Consider the following 17,121-nt stretch of genomic DNA (forward strand, 5'->3'; position numbering starts at 1 on the left):
GGGTGGTCGTCGCAGGGGAACCAGCTGGCGGCCCCGTTGGGCTGGTTGGCCACCAGGACACCGTCGGTCAGTTCCTCCCAGCCGACCTCGCCCCAGGCGCCGCGGATGGGGCGCGGATTGCCGGCGTAGCGGATGGTCAGCGTGAACGCCGATCCCACCGCGAGCGGCTCGGAAGGGGTGACGGCGAGCTTGCCGCGGGGCCGGCTGTAGCGGGCGACCCGACCGCGGTCGAGCGTCACCTTGGAGACGTTCAGGTGCGGCGACAGGTCGAGGAGGAGGGAATCGAGGGGTTCGGTGGCGGTGGCGGTGATGACCGCCTCGCCGCGCAGGTTGTTGGAGCTCATCTTGTATGTGAGGTCCAGTTCATAGCGGGTCACCCTGTACCCGTGGTTGCCGGCGGACGGTAGGTAGGGGTCGACCGGGTCCGCCCGCGACGGGTTGCGGGGTGCCGCGATCTTGGCGACGAGGTCCTTCTTGACTGCCCTGAGTTCCATGACCTGCGCGAGTCTAGTGGACCCCGTGGCCGGGTCCCCGTCGCCGTTTCTGAGCCCTCAGCCCCGCCACGGTGAGATGGGGTTTCCCTGCCAGCGGGTGCCTGCTGGGATGCGGTCGCCGCGCATCACCAGCGAGGCCGGGCCCACGGTGGAGCCGGCCCCGATGGAGGAGGCGGGCAGGGTCACGCAGTGGGCGCCGAGGGTGGCGCCGGCCTCCAGGTCGACGGTGTCGATCTGCATGATCCGGTCGTGGAACAGGTGGGTCTGGACGACGCAGCCGCGGTTGACGGTGGCGCCGTCGCCGAGGGTGATCAGGTCGGCCTCGGGAAGCCAGTACGACTCACACCAGACGCCACGACCGAGGCGCGAGCCGAGGAGACGCAGCATCGCGCCCAGCACCGGCGTGCCGGAGGCGGGGCGCGCCATCCACGGTGCGGCGAGAAGCTCGACGAAGGAATCGGCGACCTCGTTGCGCCAGACGAACGACGACCACAACGGTTGCTCACCGGCGCGGATACGGCCCACGAACAGCCATTTGGCCAACACCGCGAGCAGCATCGCGACCAGGCCCGCGTAGGCGAGCACGAGCCCGGAGGACACCGCGGCCACGGCGAAGCCCCACTGCTGGTGGGCGGCCTGCATCAGGACGAGGACACTGCACAGCAGCAGGAACGACATCCAGACGGGGATCAGGCGCAGCGTCTCCCACGCCCCGCGGGCGGCCTTGAGGCGGCGCGGTGGCTGGTAGGTGCGGGCGTCGTCGGTGTCGGTGACGGCACGGGGCAGCTTCTGCGGGGGCGATCCCAGCCACGACGTGCCCTTCTTCGCCTTCTGCGGGGCGGATGAGAGTACGGCGACCAGGCCGCGGGCGGGCACCTTGCGGCCGGCGGAGGCGATGCCGGAGTTACCCAGGAACGCCCGTTTGCCGACCTGCGCGTGCTCGAGGCGCATCCAGCCGGACCCGAGCTCGTAGGGGGCGACCATGGTGTCGTCGGCGAGGAACGCCCCGTCACGCACCGTGGTCAGTGACGGGATGAGCAACACCGTGGACGCCTCGACGTCCTTGCCGATCTTCGCGCCCAGCATCCGCAACCAGATCGGGGTGAGCATGGATGCGTACAGCGGGTACAGCCAGTTGCGGGCGGCGTCCATGATCCGCTCGCTGCACCAGGCCTGCCACGCGGTGCGTGAATGCACAGGGTGGAAGCCCGGCCCCAGCCGGATCGACAGGAGACGGATCGTCACGAGCGTGAACGCGGTGAGGACCGCGAACGCGAGCAGCGCTCCGGGGATCGACCAGAGCGTCGTCTGCAGCGCCAGCCGGGCGAGGCCCTCGGCGTCGCGTGCTCCCCACGCCACCAGGGCCAACCCGGCGGTCAGCGCGACGAGCGGCATCCCGCCCAGCACCAGTGCGGAGACCTGGTAGATCAGGCTCCACCCACGACTGTGCGGGGCGGGCTCGGACGGCCAGCTGGAGCCGCGCTTGCCGCGCTTGAGGGCGGGGGATCCGGCGTAGCGTTTGCCGGCCTTGACGGCGCCGACCACGGCGGACCCGATCTCCACGTGGGCACCGCGGCCGATCGTCGCGCCCGGCAGCAGGGTCGAACGGGCGCCCACCACGGCGTTCTCGCCGATCTCGATCGCGCCGATGTGCACCACGTCGCCGTCGACCCAGTGACCGGCGAGATCGACCTCGGGCTCGATCGAGGCGCCGTCGCCCACGGTGAGCAGGCCCGTGACCGGCGGCAGGGTGTGCATGTCGACGCCGCGGCCGATCGTCGCACCGAGCAGGCGGGCGAAGGTGGTCAGCCAGCCGGCGCCGGCGAGCGAGGCCGCGCCCGAGGCCTCCACGAGCCGCTCGGCCGCCCACAGTCGGATGTGTACCGAGCCGCCGCGCGGGTGCGCCCCCGGTCGGACCCCGGCCATGAGCACCCGGCACAGGCCGGCGGTCACGACCATCCGGCCGACGGGCAACAGCAGGAGCACAGCCATGACCGCCAGCACCCACCACGACACGGGGCGCGCCCAGCTCGCGCCGAGTTCCGCTCCGATGTTGTTCGCCACGCCGAGCCAGGTCAGCCACTGCAGGCCGGTCACGGTGAGCAGTGGGATGGTTGCGAGGACCTGCACGAGCTGCGCCCCACGGCCGACCGGCCGGACGTCGCGGGGCTCGACCTCGGCCTCCGGTTCGAGGCAGTCGAGGAACTCGGCGAAGTCGCCCAGTCGCGAGCGGTCGTAGATGTCACCGACGGTGACGGCCGGGAAGCGCTCACGGACCTTCACCACCACGTGCGCTGCGGCCAGCGAGCCGCCCCCGAGGGCGAAGAAGTCCTCGTCGACGCCGGAGACGTCGGCCCCCAGGGCGGACGACCACAGCTCGGCGACCCACGCCTCGGTGCCGTCGAGCTCCGATTCGGCGGCGGAGGTCGCCGCCAGCGGCCAGGGCAGGGCAACGCGATCGACCTTGCCGGAGGTGCGGGTCGGCAGTTCGTCGACCAGGGTCAGTCGCGGCACCACGCCGGCCGGCAGGTGCTCGCGCAGGATGCCGGCGGCCTCGGCCAGATCGAAACCCGCCGGGTCCCGGGCCACGAGGTAGGCCACGAGCACGGGCTGGCCGGCGTCGGTCTTCTTCACCGCCGCGGCGCCGGCGCTCACCCCGGGAAGCGCCGAGACGGCGGTATCCACCTCGCCCAACTCCAGTCGACGCCCGCCGATCTTCACCTGGTCGTCGACCCGCCCGTTGAAGTACAGGCCGTCCTCCTCGAGCCGGACCACGTCACCCGAGCGGTAGGCGCGCTCCCAGCCCAGGGTCTCCATGGGCGCGTACTTCTCGGCGTCCTTCTCGGGGTCGAGGTAGCGTGCGAGCCCCACTCCGCCGATCACCAGTTCGCCGGACTCGCCGAAGCCCACCGGGTGGCCGTCGTCGTCGACTACGGCCAGGTCCCAGCCGTCCAGCGGCAGGCCGATCGACACCTCGCCGAGCCCGTCCAGCGGCGCGGCGCACGCCACGACGGTGGCCTCGGTGGGGCCGTAGGTGTTCCACACCTCGCGTCCGTCACCGGACAGTCGCGCCGCCAACTCGGGCGGGCAGGCCTCGCCGCCGAGGATGACCATGCGGATGTCGGCGAGCATCGAGTTCGGCCACATCGACGCGAGCGTCGGGACGGTGGAGATGACGGTGATGCCGCGGTCGCGGAGCCACGGGCCCAGGTCGAGACCGGATTTGACGATCGACCGCGGCGCGGGCACCAGACAGGCGCCGTGCGCCCAGGCCAGCCACATCTCCTCGCACGAGGCGTCGAACGCCACGGACAGCCCGGCCAGGACGCGGTCCCCGGGCCCCAGCGGGGCGTCCTGCAGGAAGATCCGGGACTCGGCGTCGACGAACGCGGCCGCGCTGCGGTGCGTCACGGCCACGCCCTTGGGCAGGCCTGTGGTGCCGGAGGTGAAGATGATCCAGCAGTCGTCGTCCCCTGTCGGCGCCCGGCGCAGTGAGGTGTCGACGCGGCGACCCGGGTCGGTGACGACCATGCCCTCGGCCCGGTAGATGGCCGCCACCTGCGCCTGGCCGAACACGAGCTCGGCACGCTCCGGCGGATCCTCCACGTCCACGGGCACGTACGCGGCTCCGGCGGCGAGTGTCGACAGGACCGCCAGATACAGCTCGGCGGTGCCGGACGGCATGTGGATGCCGACCCGGTCCCCGGCCCCCACGCCCTGCTCGTGCATCCACCGCGCGGAGGCGTGGATCTGCTCCCACACCTGCCCGTAGCTCAGGATCCGGTCGCCGTCGTCGAGGCACGGCGCGTCGGGATGCCGCTCGGCGGCGGCACCGAGGACGTCGAGCAGCGTCCGGGGATCCGGGGCATGTGAGCTGCGGAGATACTGTTCGGGGATCGATCGCACCGGTGGATGGTATCCCGGGTAAGTGAACGCCGAGAGTCCACCGACACCCGTGGAGGGGAGGCCGTTGAATCCGCACCGAACCGTCCCCTATGCGGCCGCCCGGCTGGTTTGATGGCCTGCATGACAGGGCTATTCGCGGACAAGGTCATCGTGATCATCGGCGCCGGTCCCGGCTTCGGCCGGACGCTGGCGCTCGAGGCCGCGCGCGAGGGCGCGACGGTCGTTGTGGCGGCGCGGACGCAGGAGCGTCTGGACCAGCTGGCCGACGAGATCACGCAGGTGGGTGGCCGGGCGATCGCGGCCGCGGTCGACGCCACCGATCCGGACTCGGTGCGCGCCCTGCGAGAGACGGTCGAGCAGCACACCGACGCGGTGCACGGCCTGGTCAACAGCGCCTTCGCGGTGCCCAGCATGAAGCCGCTGGCGGAGACCGAGCACGATCAGATCACCCGCGGCATCGACCTGTCCGTGATGGGCGCCCTGCGCGCCACGCAGGAGTTCACCCCGCTCCTCGAGGCCGGGGACGGCTCCGTGGTGATGATGGCCTCGGCCGTCATCCACCACTCCCGCGAGCGCTACGCGGGCTACAAGATCGCCAAGACCGCGCTGGTCGCGCTGGGTCACTCGCTGGCCACGGAACTCGGCCCGCGCGGCATCCGCGTCAACACGGTCGCGCCGGGCTACATCTACGGCGACACCCTCAAGGCCTATTTCGAGCACCTGGCCGGCAAGTACGGTGGCTCGGTCGAGGACGTCTACCAGCACACGGCCGCCAAGATGGACCTGCGCCGCCTGCCGACCGAGCGCGAGATCGTGGACCCGGTCCTGTTCCTGCTCTCCGACCGGGCCTCGGCGGTCACCGGCCAGACCCTCACCGTCGACTGCGGCGAGTTCCACACCTGACGAACTCCGGGCCGGGAACCGGGCGACCCCGAGCCGGGATCAGGGTCGGAAATCCGGGTTCGTCCCCGATGTGGTGCGGGCGCGACGGGAGGACAGTGGGAGTCACCGGGGGAGAGATCCCCGGCCCACCATCCCCACGAGGACGACGACGACACCGCCGTCCACAAGGAGTTCCAGTCATGACCAGCTTTCCCACCTCCCAGCCGAAGCGTCTGGCCCGGTCCGAGGACCGTTGGATCGGCGGTGTGGCCGGCGGCCTGGCGAACTACTTCGGGCTCGATCCGGCACTGGTCCGCGTCCTGTTCGTGGCATCGCTGCTGCTTCCCGGGCCGCAGGTGCTCATTTACGTGATCCTCTGGTTCGTCATGCCGAATTCCGGAGCCTGATCCGGTACTGCCGGGGGCCGGGGCGGCAGGGGCATGGCAGTCTCTAGGCCATGAGCGATTCCGACACCACCACCCCCGGCGAGTACGCCTCGGTCCGCATCGAAAAGGGGACCCGGCACCCGCACGTCGCCCAGATCACCCTGATCGGCCCGGGACGCAACAACGGCATGGGCCCGGACTTCTGGGCCGAGATGCCCCGCGTGATGGCCGAGCTCGACGCGGACCCCGAGATCCGCGCCGCCGTCATCGCGGGCGACGGCCGGAACTTCTCCTACGGCCTCGACCTCATGGCGATGATGCCGCAGTTCATGGAGTTCCTGCCCCGGGACAAGGCCCCGGACGCCTCGCGCAACGAGCGGATCCTCGACTTCGTGGAGACGATGCGTCAGGCCATCGACTCGGTGGCCGCGGCCCGGACGCCGACCATCGCGGCGGTCCAGGGTCGCTGCATCGGCGGCGCGATGGACCTCATCTCGGCGTGCGATGTGCGGCACGGCTCGGCGGACTCGTCGTACTCGGTTCGCGAGGTCAAGGTCGGCATCGTCGCCGACATGGGTTCGCTCGGCCGCCTGCCCTACATCATCGGTTCGGGCCTGACCCGTGAGCTGGCGTTGACCGGCCGCGATATCGACGCCGAGACCGCGCTGCGATACGGACTCATCACCAACCTGGCGGACGACGCCGCGGGCGTGCTGGACTCGGCCCACGCGACCGCCGCCGAGATCGCGGACAACCCGCCGCTGGTCGTGCGCGGCACCCGTGAGGTGTTGAACCGCGCGACCGAGGGCCCGATCCGCGAGTCCAACCGCTACGTCGCCACCTGGAATGCGGGCTTCCTGGCCTCCGCGGACATGATGGAGGCCGTCAGCGCCGCGCTCGAGAAGCGCGACGCCACCTACACCGGCCGCTGAGCCGCCCGCCCCGTCCGCACGCCGCGCACCCGCCCACCCGCCGCCCGCCCGGGCATCGAAAAGAGCGTTTCGCACACTGCCTCTCGGGCGGGATGTGCGGAACGCTCTTCTCGTGTGCGCCCAGAGCCCGAACTTCGTCGAGTGGTCGCAGATGTCGTGTTTCCGAAGCGGGCACCTCGGAGTATGTGATCGGGTGTGACCCCTCGACGGTGAGTCGGTCGACGGAGCCGCGCTCGAGAAGCGCGACGCCAGCTACACCGGCCGCTGAGCTGCCCGCCCCGTCCGCACGCCGCGCACCCGCCCGCCCCCGCCGCCCGCCCGGGCATCGAAAAGAGCGTTCCGCACACGTTTCCCGAGGGCGGGATGTGCGGAACGCTCTTCTCGTTCGTGGAGGGGGGCCGGTGTGAGCCGGGTCCGGCCGCGGCGGGCGGGGCCCACCCCGGCCGGCGCGGTCAGCCGACGCTGACCTTCTCCCGCTCGTCCGCGGCGGCCCCGGCGGCCCCCGGCGCCGCGACGGCGAGGTTCTCGCCCTCGATGTCCACCTTCGGCAGGATCTTCTCCAGCCAGCCGGGCAGCCACCACGCCTTGTCGCCGATGAGGTACATCAGCGACGGCATGATCACCATGCGCACCACGAAGGCGTCGAAGAACACGGCCGCGGCGAGCGCGAAGCCCATGGTCTTGATGAAGGCCATGTCCATGAGGATGAACCCGCCGAACACGCTGATCATGATCACCGCGGCGGCACTGACCACGCGGGCGCCGTACTTGTAGCCGTGCACCACGGCGTCGCTGGCGGATTCGCCGTGGGTGTACGACTCGCGCATCCGGGAGACCAGGAACACCTGGTAGTCCATGGCCAGACCGAAGACCAGGCCGATGAGGATGATCGGCAGGAAGCTGATGATCGGGGTGCCCTCGACCAGCCCGAGCCAGCCCCACTGGAAGATCGCGACGGTCGCGCCGAGCGTGGCCAGCACGGACAGCAGGAAGCCCAGCGCGGCGGTCAACGGCACGACGATCGAGCGGAACACCCCCATGAGCAGCAGGAATGCCAGGGTCACGACGATCGCGAGGTACGGGATGAGCGCGTCGAACAGCCGCTCGGACACGTCCGCCTGGATGGCGGTGATGCCGGTGATGCCGTAGTTCGCTCCCGTCTCGGCCGTGTAGGCGTCGGCGTGGTCGCGCATGGCGTGGAGGAGGTTCTCGGTGGCCTCGTCGGTGGGGCCGGTCGAGGGGGTCACCAGGAGCTGCGCGGTGTCGGCGCTCAGCGGGTCGGCGGGGTCGCCGTTGGTCATGACGACCTGGGCGTTGACCACACCCTCCATGTCGCGGAAGTCGGCGGCGGCCGTCTGGAACGCGGGCATCCGCTCCTCGGCGGGGATGTCGGTGGCGTCGACGATCGCGAGCAGCGGCGCGTTGGCGCCGGGGCCGAAGCCGCGCTCGAGGAGGTCGGAGGCGTCACGGGCCGGGGTGCCCTGCTCCATGGTGGTGTCCGACGGCAGGGCCAGACGCATCGAGCCGACCGGGATGGCGAGCAGCGCGAGGATCACCACGCCACCGGCCAGGCCGATCCACGGCTTGCCGCGCATGGCCTTGGCGAAGCGCTCACCGGTGGTGTTGACGCCCTCGTCCTCCGGATCCGGCGCGGTGATCCTCGGCAGGCGTCCGGCGAAGACCTTGCCCTGGAGCGCGCCGAACAGCGCGGGCAGGAGGGTCAGGGCGATCAGGACGGAGACGACGACGGCGCCGGCAGCGGCCAGGGCCATCACGGACAGGAAGGGGATGCCCACCACCGTGAGGGCGACGAGCGCGATGAACACGGTGAGTCCGGCGAACACGACCGCGGAGCCAGCGGTGCCGACCGCGCGGCCGGCGGCGTGTGCCCGGTCGTCGGTGAGTCGGATCTCGTGCTTGTACCGGCTGGCGATGAACAGGGAGTAGTCGATCGCCACGGCCAGGCCGAGCATGGTGGCCAGGATCGGCGTCATGTCGTTGACCTCGACCGTGCCCGACAGGGCGTGGACCGAGAGCACGGCGATTCCGACGCCGACGATCGCGGTGACGATGGGCAGGCCGGCGGCGACGATCGAGCCGAAGGTGATGGCCAGGACGATGAGGGCGACGACGATGCCGATGATCTCGGAGGTGAACCCGATGGCGCCCATGTCCTGGGCGGCGGGGCCGTTGTAGGCGACCTCGAGGCCGAGCGCTTCACCGGCGTCGGTGACGTCGGCCAGCGACTGGCGCTGCTCGTCGGTCATGTCGACGGCGCTGGGGGTGATCTCGGTGTCGAAGCCGGCCTGGACCTTGTAGACGGACTCGTCCGCGGACAGGGGCGAAACCGTGGCGGCGTCCGTCTCGGCCTGCGCCGGGTCGCCACCGGCGGCGGTGGTCTGCTCGATCAGGCCCGCGGACTGCGCCTGCACGGCGGTGAGCCATGGCTGGTCGCCGGGCGCGCCGGCCTCGAGCGCCCCGGAGGGCAGGCCCAGGGTGCCGACGGCCTCGGGTGCGGCGAGCCCCGGGATGTCGCGGATGGAGTCGAGGACCTCCGCGACCTTCTCCTGGTTCTCCGGGGTGGTCAGCGGGCTCGAGTCCGCCGTCGCGATGACCATGGTGAAGGTCGGCGCCGTCTGCGGGTCCTCGCCGGAGTCGCTGGCGAAGCGTTCGGTGAGCAGCGTCTGCGCCCGCTCGGACGGGATGCCGGGGATGGTGAACGAGCTGGATGCGGGGGCGGAGAACGCCGCCGCGAGCCCGCCGACCACGGCGAGGAGGCCGATCCAGGAGGCCAGGACGATGTACCAGCGCCGGTACGAGGCCCGCCCGATGCGGTAGAGGAAGGAAGCCATGTGTTCTGGTTTCTCCTAGTCGGTGTGGTGTGGGTCGGTGGGGACTGCGACGAGTAGGGGCAGCGCCGAGAACACCTCGTCGAGAAGGTCGTCCTGGGTGCGTCCGGCGAAGTCGGGGGAGGCGTGCATCCGGATCACCGTGACGGCCAGCGTGAAGGTGATCTCGGCGACGACGTGCGGGACAGCCGAGACGGCGGGGTCCAGACCGAGCCGCCGGGCCACCTCCTCGACGCCGGTGACCAGCACCTCGGGATGGTTGTCCTGCAGGTGTCTGCGCAGGTCCGGGTTGGATTCGACCGCATCGATAAGCACGCTGAGAACCGCCACATCGGCGCGATACCTGTCCAGCATCTCGCGCCACGCATCGCGGAGGGCGTCCGCGCAGCTCACCTCGTCGGGCTGGGCCCGGAGCTCGGCGTGGTACTCCCCGACCAGGTTCGCCGCCAGGTTCGCCAGCGCCGCGGCCTTGCCGGGGAAGTAGTTGTGGAACGTCCGCACCGAGACGCCTGCGGCCTGCGCGATCGCCTCGACGGTCGTGGCCTCGTATCCCCTGGTGCTGACGAGGTTGAGGGCGGCGGCGGACAGTGCGGAACGCGTCTGTGCCTTCTTCGCTTCACGCAGCCCGCGGGGCTTGAGACAGTCGGGGGTCACCCGGCCCACCGTACGGATCCTGCATGGCCATGCAAAGTTGCAGGCGGCTGAAAGTTACGTGATTATCATCACCGTGATCGAGGGCACGCCGTCGCGCCCACGACCCGCCGGATACGGGTCAGGCCCGGCACCACGTGGGTGCCGGGCCTGACGAGAGGCGCCTGGATCAGCCGCGGAAGGGCTCGGACTTCTCCTCGGGGTGCTTCTTGAAGTTCTCGACGCCCTCCACGACGAGCTTCTCGCCCCAGGCCTTGTCCTTCCACTCGCCGGGCGTGACGTGCTTGCCGGGCTCGAGGTCCTTGTAATGGAGGAAGAAGTGCTCGATGGCCTTGAGTTCGAAATCCGGCACGTCGTCGACGTCCTGGATGTGCTCCCAGCGCGGGTCCAGCGCGGGGACGCAGAGCAGCTTGTCGTCGCCACCGGCCTCGTCCGACATGGTGTAGACGGCCACCACGCGGGAGTTGACGATCACGCCGGGGAAGACGGACTCGTCGAGCAGCACCAGGGCGTCGCACGGGTCACCGTCGTCGGCGAGGGTCTCGTCGATGTAGCCGTAGTCGGCCGGGTATCCCATCGAGGTGAACAGGAAGCGATCGAGGTAGATCTTCCCGGTCTCGTGGTGGATCTCGTACTTGTTGCGCGAGCCCTTGGGGATCTCGATGGTCACTTCGACGGTCACTGTCGTACCTCGCTGAATCGGCGTTCGTTACCTTCCGGGACCGGCGCCCGGGGAATCCGGGGTGATTCTAGTAGGCGGCCCGGCGCCGGGGGTGGTCGGCGTCACGAGGGCCGCTAGCGTAGGTGGTTGCAGACGACGCCGCGGTCGACGGCGTCGCTGACGGAAACAATTCGTCCTGGGGGTGGTCCGTGACCGAGCGGGGTGTGTGGCGCGGGCGCTCGACCGCGTGGCGGATCGGTGTATCCGTGCTGGTTCTGGCGGTTCTCGTGGCCACCGTGGTGGTCGCGGCACTGTTGACGGACGTCGACGACGGCGACGCCGCGGCCCACGAACCGGCGGCCTCTGCCGCCGGACCGTCCCCGGGCCTGCTCCCGGCGGGCGACTCGGCCCCGATGCCCGATCCGGCGGTGCTCGCCCGGGTGCTGGCCCCGTTGGCGGACTCCCCGGCCGTGGGCGACCTCACGGGCAGTGTCGTCGACGACGTGACCGGGCAGGTGCTGTGGGAGCGCGACCCGGACGCGCCCAGGGTCCCGGCCTCCACGACCAAGCTGCTCACCGCCCTGGCCGCCCTCACGCAGCTGCCCGCCGACGCGCGCGTGGACACCGTGCTGGCGAGCGGGACCGAGCCGGGCACGCTCGTGGTGATCCCCGGCGGCGACCCGACGATGTCCCGGGGCGCCGAAGCGGGCCCGCTGTTCCCGGGTTCGGCCACGGTCACCCAGGCCGCGGACATCGTGCGGGCCTCGGATCTCGCTCCCGCCCGCATCATCGTGGCGCCCGGGCCGTACACCGGGCCCGCGCTGGGGCCGGGCTGGTCGCCGGGCGAGATCGCGGCCGGCAACCTGGCCCCGATCGAGCCGTGGATGCTCGACGGCGGTCGTATGGACCCGGCCGACGACTACTCGCCGCGCTACGCGCAACCTGCGCTCGCGGCGGGCCGGATTCTGGCTCGGCAGCTGGGGGTGGATCCGGAGACGGTGCGGGTGTCCGCGGAGCCGGTCGAGACCACCGGGGAGATCGGGCGCGTCTCGTCGGCCGAGCTGGTCGAGCGGGTGCGCTCGATGCTCGTCCACTCGGACAACGTGCTGGCCGAGGCGGTCTGCCGCGAGGTGGCGCTGGCCCGCAACCCGGACAAGCCGGCCGACTTCGCCGCCGGGACCTCCGCCGTGATCGACACCCTGGCCGAGCACGGCCTGGACATGACGGGCGTGAAGCTGGACGACTGCTCCGGCATGAGCTCCGGCAACCGCATCCCGGCGGCCGTGCTGACGGACGTGCTGCGTACCGCCTCGAGCCCGGACGCGACCCGCGAGATGCGCGACCTGCTCGACGCCCTGCCGGTGGCCGCGGGCTCGGGCACCCTGGCCGACCGATTCTCCGGCCCCTCGGGCGCGGGCGCCGGCTGGGTCCGCGCCAAGACGGGCACCCTCAGCGGCACCAGCGCGCTGGCCGGCACGGTCACCGACGTCGACGGCCGCTCGATGAGCTTCGCGCTGCTGTCCTCGGGCACCGACCCCGCCGACGCGCGCCCGATGCTGGACCGGATCGCCGCGGAGCTACGGAACTGTGGCTGCCGCTGACGGACGCCGGACCGACGCCGCGCGGGCCGACGCTTCAAGGGCCGACGCGGCGCGGACCGGTGCTGCCTGGACCGGCGCCGCCTGGACCGTGCGCGCGGCCGTACGGGCGTTCCACCGCGACCACCCCGAGATCGGCGACGCGGTGTGTGTGGGCCTGTCCGGCGGCGCCGACTCGCTGGCCCTGCTCGCCGCCGCCGTCGCCGAGTTCGACGAGGTCATGGCTCTGATCGTCGACCACGGTCTGCAGCCGGGATCGGCGCAGGTCGCCCGCGATGCAGCCGACACCGCGCGGGTGATCGGGGCCGGGGTGGAGGTGCTCGTCGTCGTCGTCGACCCCGACGGCTCCGGCCCCGAGGCCGCCGCCCGCGCCGCCCGCTACTCCGCGCTCGACGCCGCGCGCGACGGCCGCGCCGTCCTGCTGGCCCACACGCTCGACGACCAGGCGGAGACCGTCCTGCTCGGCCTCGGGCGGGGCTCCGGCGCGCGCTCGCTGCGCGGCATGGCCGCCTGGGACGCGCCGTGGGCCCGCCCGCTGCTCGGCGTGCGCGCCGCCGACACCCGCGCCGCCTGCCGCGACCTCGGCCTGACCTGGTGGGACGACCCGCACAACACCGACCCCTCGTACACGCGCGTCCGCCTGCGCCACGAGGTCCTCCCGCTGCTCGAGGACGTGCTGTCCGGCGGCGCCGCGGAGGGACTGGCGCGCACCGCCGAGCTGTTGGGGGTCGACGACGACGAGCTCGACCGCCTCGCCGCCGCCGTACCCGTCGACCCGGACGGTGGACTGGACGTCAGCCGGCTCGAGCGGTTGCCGGCCGCGGTGCTGACCCGGGTGATCCGGCGCTGGCTGATCGCCGGGGGAGTGGGGTCGCCGACGTACGCGCACGTGACGGGCGTGGCGGCGCTGGTGACCGACTGGCGCGGGCAGGGCGGCGTGGCCGTCGGCGGGGCTGACGCGCGCGGGCGTGACGGTGTGGACATCCACGGCGGTGCGGCCGGCCGTGGCAGTGGCTCCGGCGAGAGTCGGGTGACCAGGTTGGTCGCCCGGCGTCGGCATGGAAAGGTGGTCCTGGAGATCGACCGGGCGAGCGGAGCGGGGAGCTAGATGACGATGGACAAGTACGCGGACGAGATCGAATCCGTCCTGCTGAGCGAGGAAGCCATCCAGGCGCGGATCGCCGAGATGGCCGCCGCGGTCGGGGAGAAGTACGCGGACGTCGAGAAGGAGGTCGTGCTGATCGCCGTGCTCAAGGGCGCCGCGATCTTCGTCTCGGACTTCGCCCGCGCGCTGCCGATCCCGTCCGAGATGGAGTTCATGGCCGTCAGCTCGTACGGTTCGTCGACCAGCTCCTCCGGTGTGGTGCGGATCCTCAAGGACCTCGATCGCGACATCGCCGACCGCGACGTGATCATCGTCGAGGACATCATCGATTCCGGCCTGACCCTCTCGTGGCTCATGCGCAACCTCCGGACCCGGAACCCGCGCTCGATCGAGATAGTCACCCTGCTGCGCAAGCCCGACGCGGTGAAGGCCGACCTGGACATCCTGGAGATCGGTTTCGACATTCCCAACGAGTTCGTCGTGGGCTACGGCCTCGACTTCGCCGAGCGGTACCGCGATCTGCCGTACATCGGCCGGCTGCACCCGCGCATGTACTCCTGAGGCGCGGGCCGGCCGCCCCCGCCCGGCCCGCCTGCCCGCCGGTTGCAAGACATCCGCGGCCAGTTGCAAGACATCAAGTGCGGAAAACCGGCCCTGAAGCGCACCTGGTGTCTTGCAGATTGAAGTCCGTGTCTTGCAACCGGGCACCTGCCGCCTGGGCCCGGGACTGACGCTGCGCTCGTGGCTCCACTGGGCATCCCGCTGCGGCTGAGCACAGCGCTTCTCGCTTCTACTTGGACCACGGTCCGAAAACGGTGATCCGGATCACATGCCGGATATATGCTGGCGACATGTTCCCCGGAGCCTTCGCCGCCACCACTGCCGACAAGCCCGCCGTGATCCGCCCCGCGACGGGCGAGCAGATCACCTATGGGCAGCTCGAGGCCCGATCGGCCCAGCTCGCCCACCTGCTGGTCGACGACTGGGGCCTGCGGCCCGGGGACACGATCGCGGTGGTCTCGGACAACACGCTCGAGATGGTGGAGATCTACTGGGGTGCGTTGCGGTCCGGGCTCTACATCGCGGCCATCAACCACCACCTCACGCCGGATGAGTCGTCCTACATCATCGGCGACTGCGGGGCACGGGCGCTGTTCGTCTCCGCCCAGGTGGCCGACCACGTGGACCTGTCCGCGGATGCGAATCCGATCCTTGAGCACCGGGTGGTGTTCGGGGGCGCACTGGAAGGCTTCGAGGACTACCGCACGCTGCTCGAGGGCAGGTCCACCGAGGCGCCCGCCGACCAGCCCCGCGGTCACGACTTCCTCTACTCCTCCGGCACCACCGGCCGACCCAAGGGCGTGCGCGTCGACCCGCCGGAGGGGCAGATCGACGAGGTGCCGGACTACTACACGCCGATCTTCAGCTTCCTCTACGCCTTCGACGCGGACAGTGTCTACCTGTGCCCGGCGCCGCTCTACCACGCCGCACCGCTGCGCTTCTGCGGCGTCGTCAACTCGGTCGGCGGCACCGTGATCCTCATGGACCGCTTCGACGCCGAGGACGCGCTGCGGCTCATCGAGGAGTACCGGGTCACGCATTCGCAGTGGGTGCCCACGATGTTCGTGCGGATGCTCAAGCTGCCCGAGGAGGTGCGCTCCCGCCACGACCTGTCGAGCCTGACGCACGCCATCCACGCCGCCGCACCGTGCCCGCCCGAGGTCAAGCGGCGCATGATCGAGTGGTGGGGCCCGGTGATCCACGAGTACTACTCGGCCACCGAGGGGATGGGCATCACGTTCATCAACTCCGAGGAGGCGCTCGAGCGGCCGGGGTCGGTGGGTAAGGACGGGCTCAAGGGGATCGCCCATATCTGCGACGACGACGGCAACGATCTCCCGACCGGCGAGATCGGCACCATCTACTGGCAGAACGACGAGAACTCCTTCTCGTACCACGGCGACGAGGAGAAGACGGCGTCCGTCCGGCACCCGGACCACTCCACCTGGGCGACGTTCGGCGACGTGGGCTACCTCGACGAGGACCGCTTCCTCTACCTGACCGACCGCAAGGCGTTCACCATCATCTCGGGCGGCGTGAACATCTACCCGCAGGAGATCGAGAACGCGCTCGTCCTGCACCCGGCGGTGGACGACGTCGCGGTGATCGGCCTGCCCGACGAGGAGATGGGTGAGCGGGTCCACGCGGTGGTGGTCGCGGCCGAGGGGCAGGAGCCCGGCCCGGCGCTGGCCGAGGAGATCCTCGGCGCGCTGCGCGGCACGATCTCCGATTTCAAGCTGCCCCGCGGCCTGGACTTCGTCGACGAACTGCCGCGCACGCCCACGGGCAAGCTGGTCAAGCGGCGGATCGTGCAGCAGTACGCGTAGAACGTGATGCGCTGATCGCCGTCCCAGCACCCGGTCGGTCTTCTAGGATCACCGGGGTGGACCGGGATCGGGTACTGGAGTTCTTCACCGCCGACCGGCCGCGGCTGGTCCGGCTCGCGGCCCGGATCCTCGCCGATCCCGCCGAGGCCGAGGACATCGTCCAGCAGGCGTGGCTCCGGCTCGATCGTGCCGACACCTCGGCCATCGATTCGCCGGGCGCGTGGCTGACCACCGTCGTCACGAGGCTCTGCCTGGACCGGCTCAAGGCCCGGGTCCCGATGCCGGTCGCGGACGACACCGGCGACGGCCGCGCCGCCGTCTCGTCGGTCGACCCGGTCGACGACGTGGTGCTCGTCGACTCCGTGGGTGCCGCGTTGCATGTCGTGGTGGATCGTCTGTCCCCGACGGAGCGGGTGGCGTTCGTGCTCCACGATTCGTTCGGGGTCGAGTTCGCCGCGATCGCCGAGATCCTCGACTGCACCCCGGCGGCCGCCCGCAAGCTGGCCTCCCGGGCGCGCGCCCGGGTCGGCGGGGGACGGGGCCCGGGCGCCGACACGACGGACGGGACGGAGGGGTCGGCGGACGCCGCGGTGGTCGACGCCTTCCTCGCCGCCGCGCGCCACGGCGAGTTCGCCCGGCTGGTGAGCCTGCTCGCGCCGGACGTCGTGGTGGTCGGCGACCCCGTCGCGGTGGGGATCGGCACCCCGGAGCGCATCGAGGGTCGGGACGCCGTCGCGGAGTTCTTCAACGGGGCCGCCGCGGCGGCGCTGCCGGTGCACGTCGACGATCGCCCCGGTGCCGCGTGGTTCGACCGCGGCGCCGCCCGGGTGGCGTTCGACTTCCTGGTCGCGGACGGGGTCGTGCGCCGGATCGATTTCCGGGCCGAGGAGCGCGTCCTGCAGGGAGTGCGTCGACGTCGACGCGCCGGCCCGGTCACATCCGGGGCGCCGGAGTCGTCAGAGGAATAGGGCGCGCGGACGGTCCGCGGCCACGACCCGAGAGGGATGATTCATCGTGAAGACCATGACCTGCACGGACCTGGGCGGACCCTGCGACCTCGCCCACCACGGCGAGACGGCCGACGACGTGATCAACGCCCAGGACGCCCACCTCAGGGAACGCGTCAAGGCCGGCGACGAGGCCCACGTGGCCGCGCGCAAGGAGATGAAGGGGCGCTGGCTGCGGCCCCGCCAGTCGCTGGGTTGGTACAACGGCGTCAAGGCGCGCTTCGCCGAGCTGCCGGAGGACTGAACCGCGCCGGTCGATGCCC

Annotated in this window: 13 protein-coding genes and 1 pseudogene; 9 read left to right on the top strand and 5 right to left on the bottom strand. The window is 71.3% G+C overall.

Annotated features, from left to right (window positions below; translation table 11 throughout):
- Nucleotides 1–494 (bottom strand): annotated as a pseudogene (locus tag ACWIE7_RS04415) (M1 family peptidase); the annotation flags it as partial.
- 57 nt (nucleotides 495–551) lie between these two features.
- Nucleotides 552–4,400, bottom strand: a complete 3,849-nt coding sequence (locus tag ACWIE7_RS04420; RefSeq protein ID WP_454068660.1) for a Pls/PosA family non-ribosomal peptide synthetase — start codon at nucleotides 4,398–4,400, stop codon at nucleotides 552–554.
- Between the two features lie 111 nt (nucleotides 4,401–4,511).
- Between ACWIE7_RS04420 and ACWIE7_RS04425 the strand changes: the two genes are divergently transcribed.
- The 3 genes from ACWIE7_RS04425 to ACWIE7_RS04435 all read left to right on the top strand — a co-directional run bounded on the left by ACWIE7_RS04425 (nucleotide 4,512) and on the right by ACWIE7_RS04435 (nucleotide 6,600).
- Entirely contained in the window at nucleotides 4,512–5,303 is a 792-nt protein-coding gene (locus ACWIE7_RS04425) for an SDR family oxidoreductase (RefSeq protein WP_454068661.1), read from the top strand.
- Between the two features lie 179 nt (nucleotides 5,304–5,482).
- Nucleotides 5,483–5,689, top strand: coding sequence for a PspC domain-containing protein (locus ACWIE7_RS04430; protein WP_230929895.1), 207 nt, complete (start codon nucleotides 5,483–5,485; stop codon nucleotides 5,687–5,689).
- Between the two features lie 50 nt (nucleotides 5,690–5,739).
- Nucleotides 5,740–6,600, top strand: coding sequence for a crotonase/enoyl-CoA hydratase family protein (locus ACWIE7_RS04435; protein ID WP_454068662.1), 861 nt, complete (start codon nucleotides 5,740–5,742; stop codon nucleotides 6,598–6,600).
- A 452-nt stretch (nucleotides 6,601–7,052) separates the two neighbouring features.
- Here ACWIE7_RS04435 and ACWIE7_RS04440 read toward each other — a convergent pair whose 3' ends face one another.
- The 3 genes from ACWIE7_RS04440 to ACWIE7_RS04450 all read right to left on the bottom strand — a co-directional run bounded on the left by ACWIE7_RS04440 (nucleotide 7,053) and on the right by ACWIE7_RS04450 (nucleotide 10,782).
- The gene (locus tag ACWIE7_RS04440; protein WP_454068663.1) at nucleotides 7,053–9,452 is read right to left on the bottom strand and encodes an MMPL family transporter; all 2,400 of its coding nucleotides are present in this window, start codon (nucleotides 9,450–9,452) and stop codon (nucleotides 7,053–7,055) included.
- Between the two features lie 15 nt (nucleotides 9,453–9,467).
- Nucleotides 9,468–10,103 carry a TetR/AcrR family transcriptional regulator gene (locus ACWIE7_RS04445; RefSeq protein WP_454056964.1) on the bottom strand — a complete coding sequence of 212 codons (636 nt, stop codon included), beginning with the start codon at nucleotides 10,101–10,103 and terminating at the stop codon, nucleotides 9,468–9,470.
- Between the two features lie 166 nt (nucleotides 10,104–10,269).
- Nucleotides 10,270–10,782 (bottom strand): inorganic diphosphatase, encoded by a 513-nt coding sequence (locus ACWIE7_RS04450; RefSeq protein ID WP_454056965.1) that lies wholly within the window; start codon nucleotides 10,780–10,782, stop codon nucleotides 10,270–10,272.
- A gap of 188 nt (nucleotides 10,783–10,970) precedes the next feature.
- Between ACWIE7_RS04450 and dacB the strand changes: the two genes are divergently transcribed.
- From dacB to ACWIE7_RS04480, 6 genes are all read left to right on the top strand, one after another.
- Entirely contained in the window at nucleotides 10,971–12,362 is a 1,392-nt protein-coding gene (dacB, locus tag ACWIE7_RS04455) for a D-alanyl-D-alanine carboxypeptidase/D-alanyl-D-alanine endopeptidase (RefSeq protein ID WP_454068664.1), read from the top strand.
- 88 nt (nucleotides 12,363–12,450) lie between these two features.
- Entirely contained in the window at nucleotides 12,451–13,467 is a 1,017-nt protein-coding gene (tilS, locus tag ACWIE7_RS04460; RefSeq protein ID WP_454068716.1) for a tRNA lysidine(34) synthetase TilS, read from the top strand.
- A complete protein-coding gene (gene hpt / locus ACWIE7_RS04465; protein ID WP_452099700.1) occupies nucleotides 13,468–14,025 on the top strand; it encodes a hypoxanthine phosphoribosyltransferase in 558 nt (185 codons plus the stop codon). It abuts the gene before it with no gap.
- A gap of 290 nt (nucleotides 14,026–14,315) precedes the next feature.
- Complete coding sequence (locus ACWIE7_RS04470; RefSeq protein WP_454068665.1) at nucleotides 14,316–15,851, top strand: acyl-CoA synthetase; 1,536 nt, start codon at nucleotides 14,316–14,318, stop codon at nucleotides 15,849–15,851.
- Nucleotides 15,852–15,907: 56 nt separating this feature from the next.
- Nucleotides 15,908–16,819: a sigma-70 family RNA polymerase sigma factor gene (locus ACWIE7_RS04475; RefSeq protein WP_452099697.1), complete on the top strand. Its 912-nt coding sequence runs from the start codon at nucleotides 15,908–15,910 to the stop codon at nucleotides 16,817–16,819.
- Nucleotides 16,820–16,874: 55 nt separating this feature from the next.
- Entirely contained in the window at nucleotides 16,875–17,102 is a 228-nt protein-coding gene (locus ACWIE7_RS04480) for a hypothetical protein (protein WP_454056967.1), read from the top strand.
- The last annotated feature ends 19 nt before the right edge of the window (nucleotides 17,103–17,121 follow it).

It is taken from the genome of Dietzia sp. NPDC055343 (genome assembly GCF_053645265.1).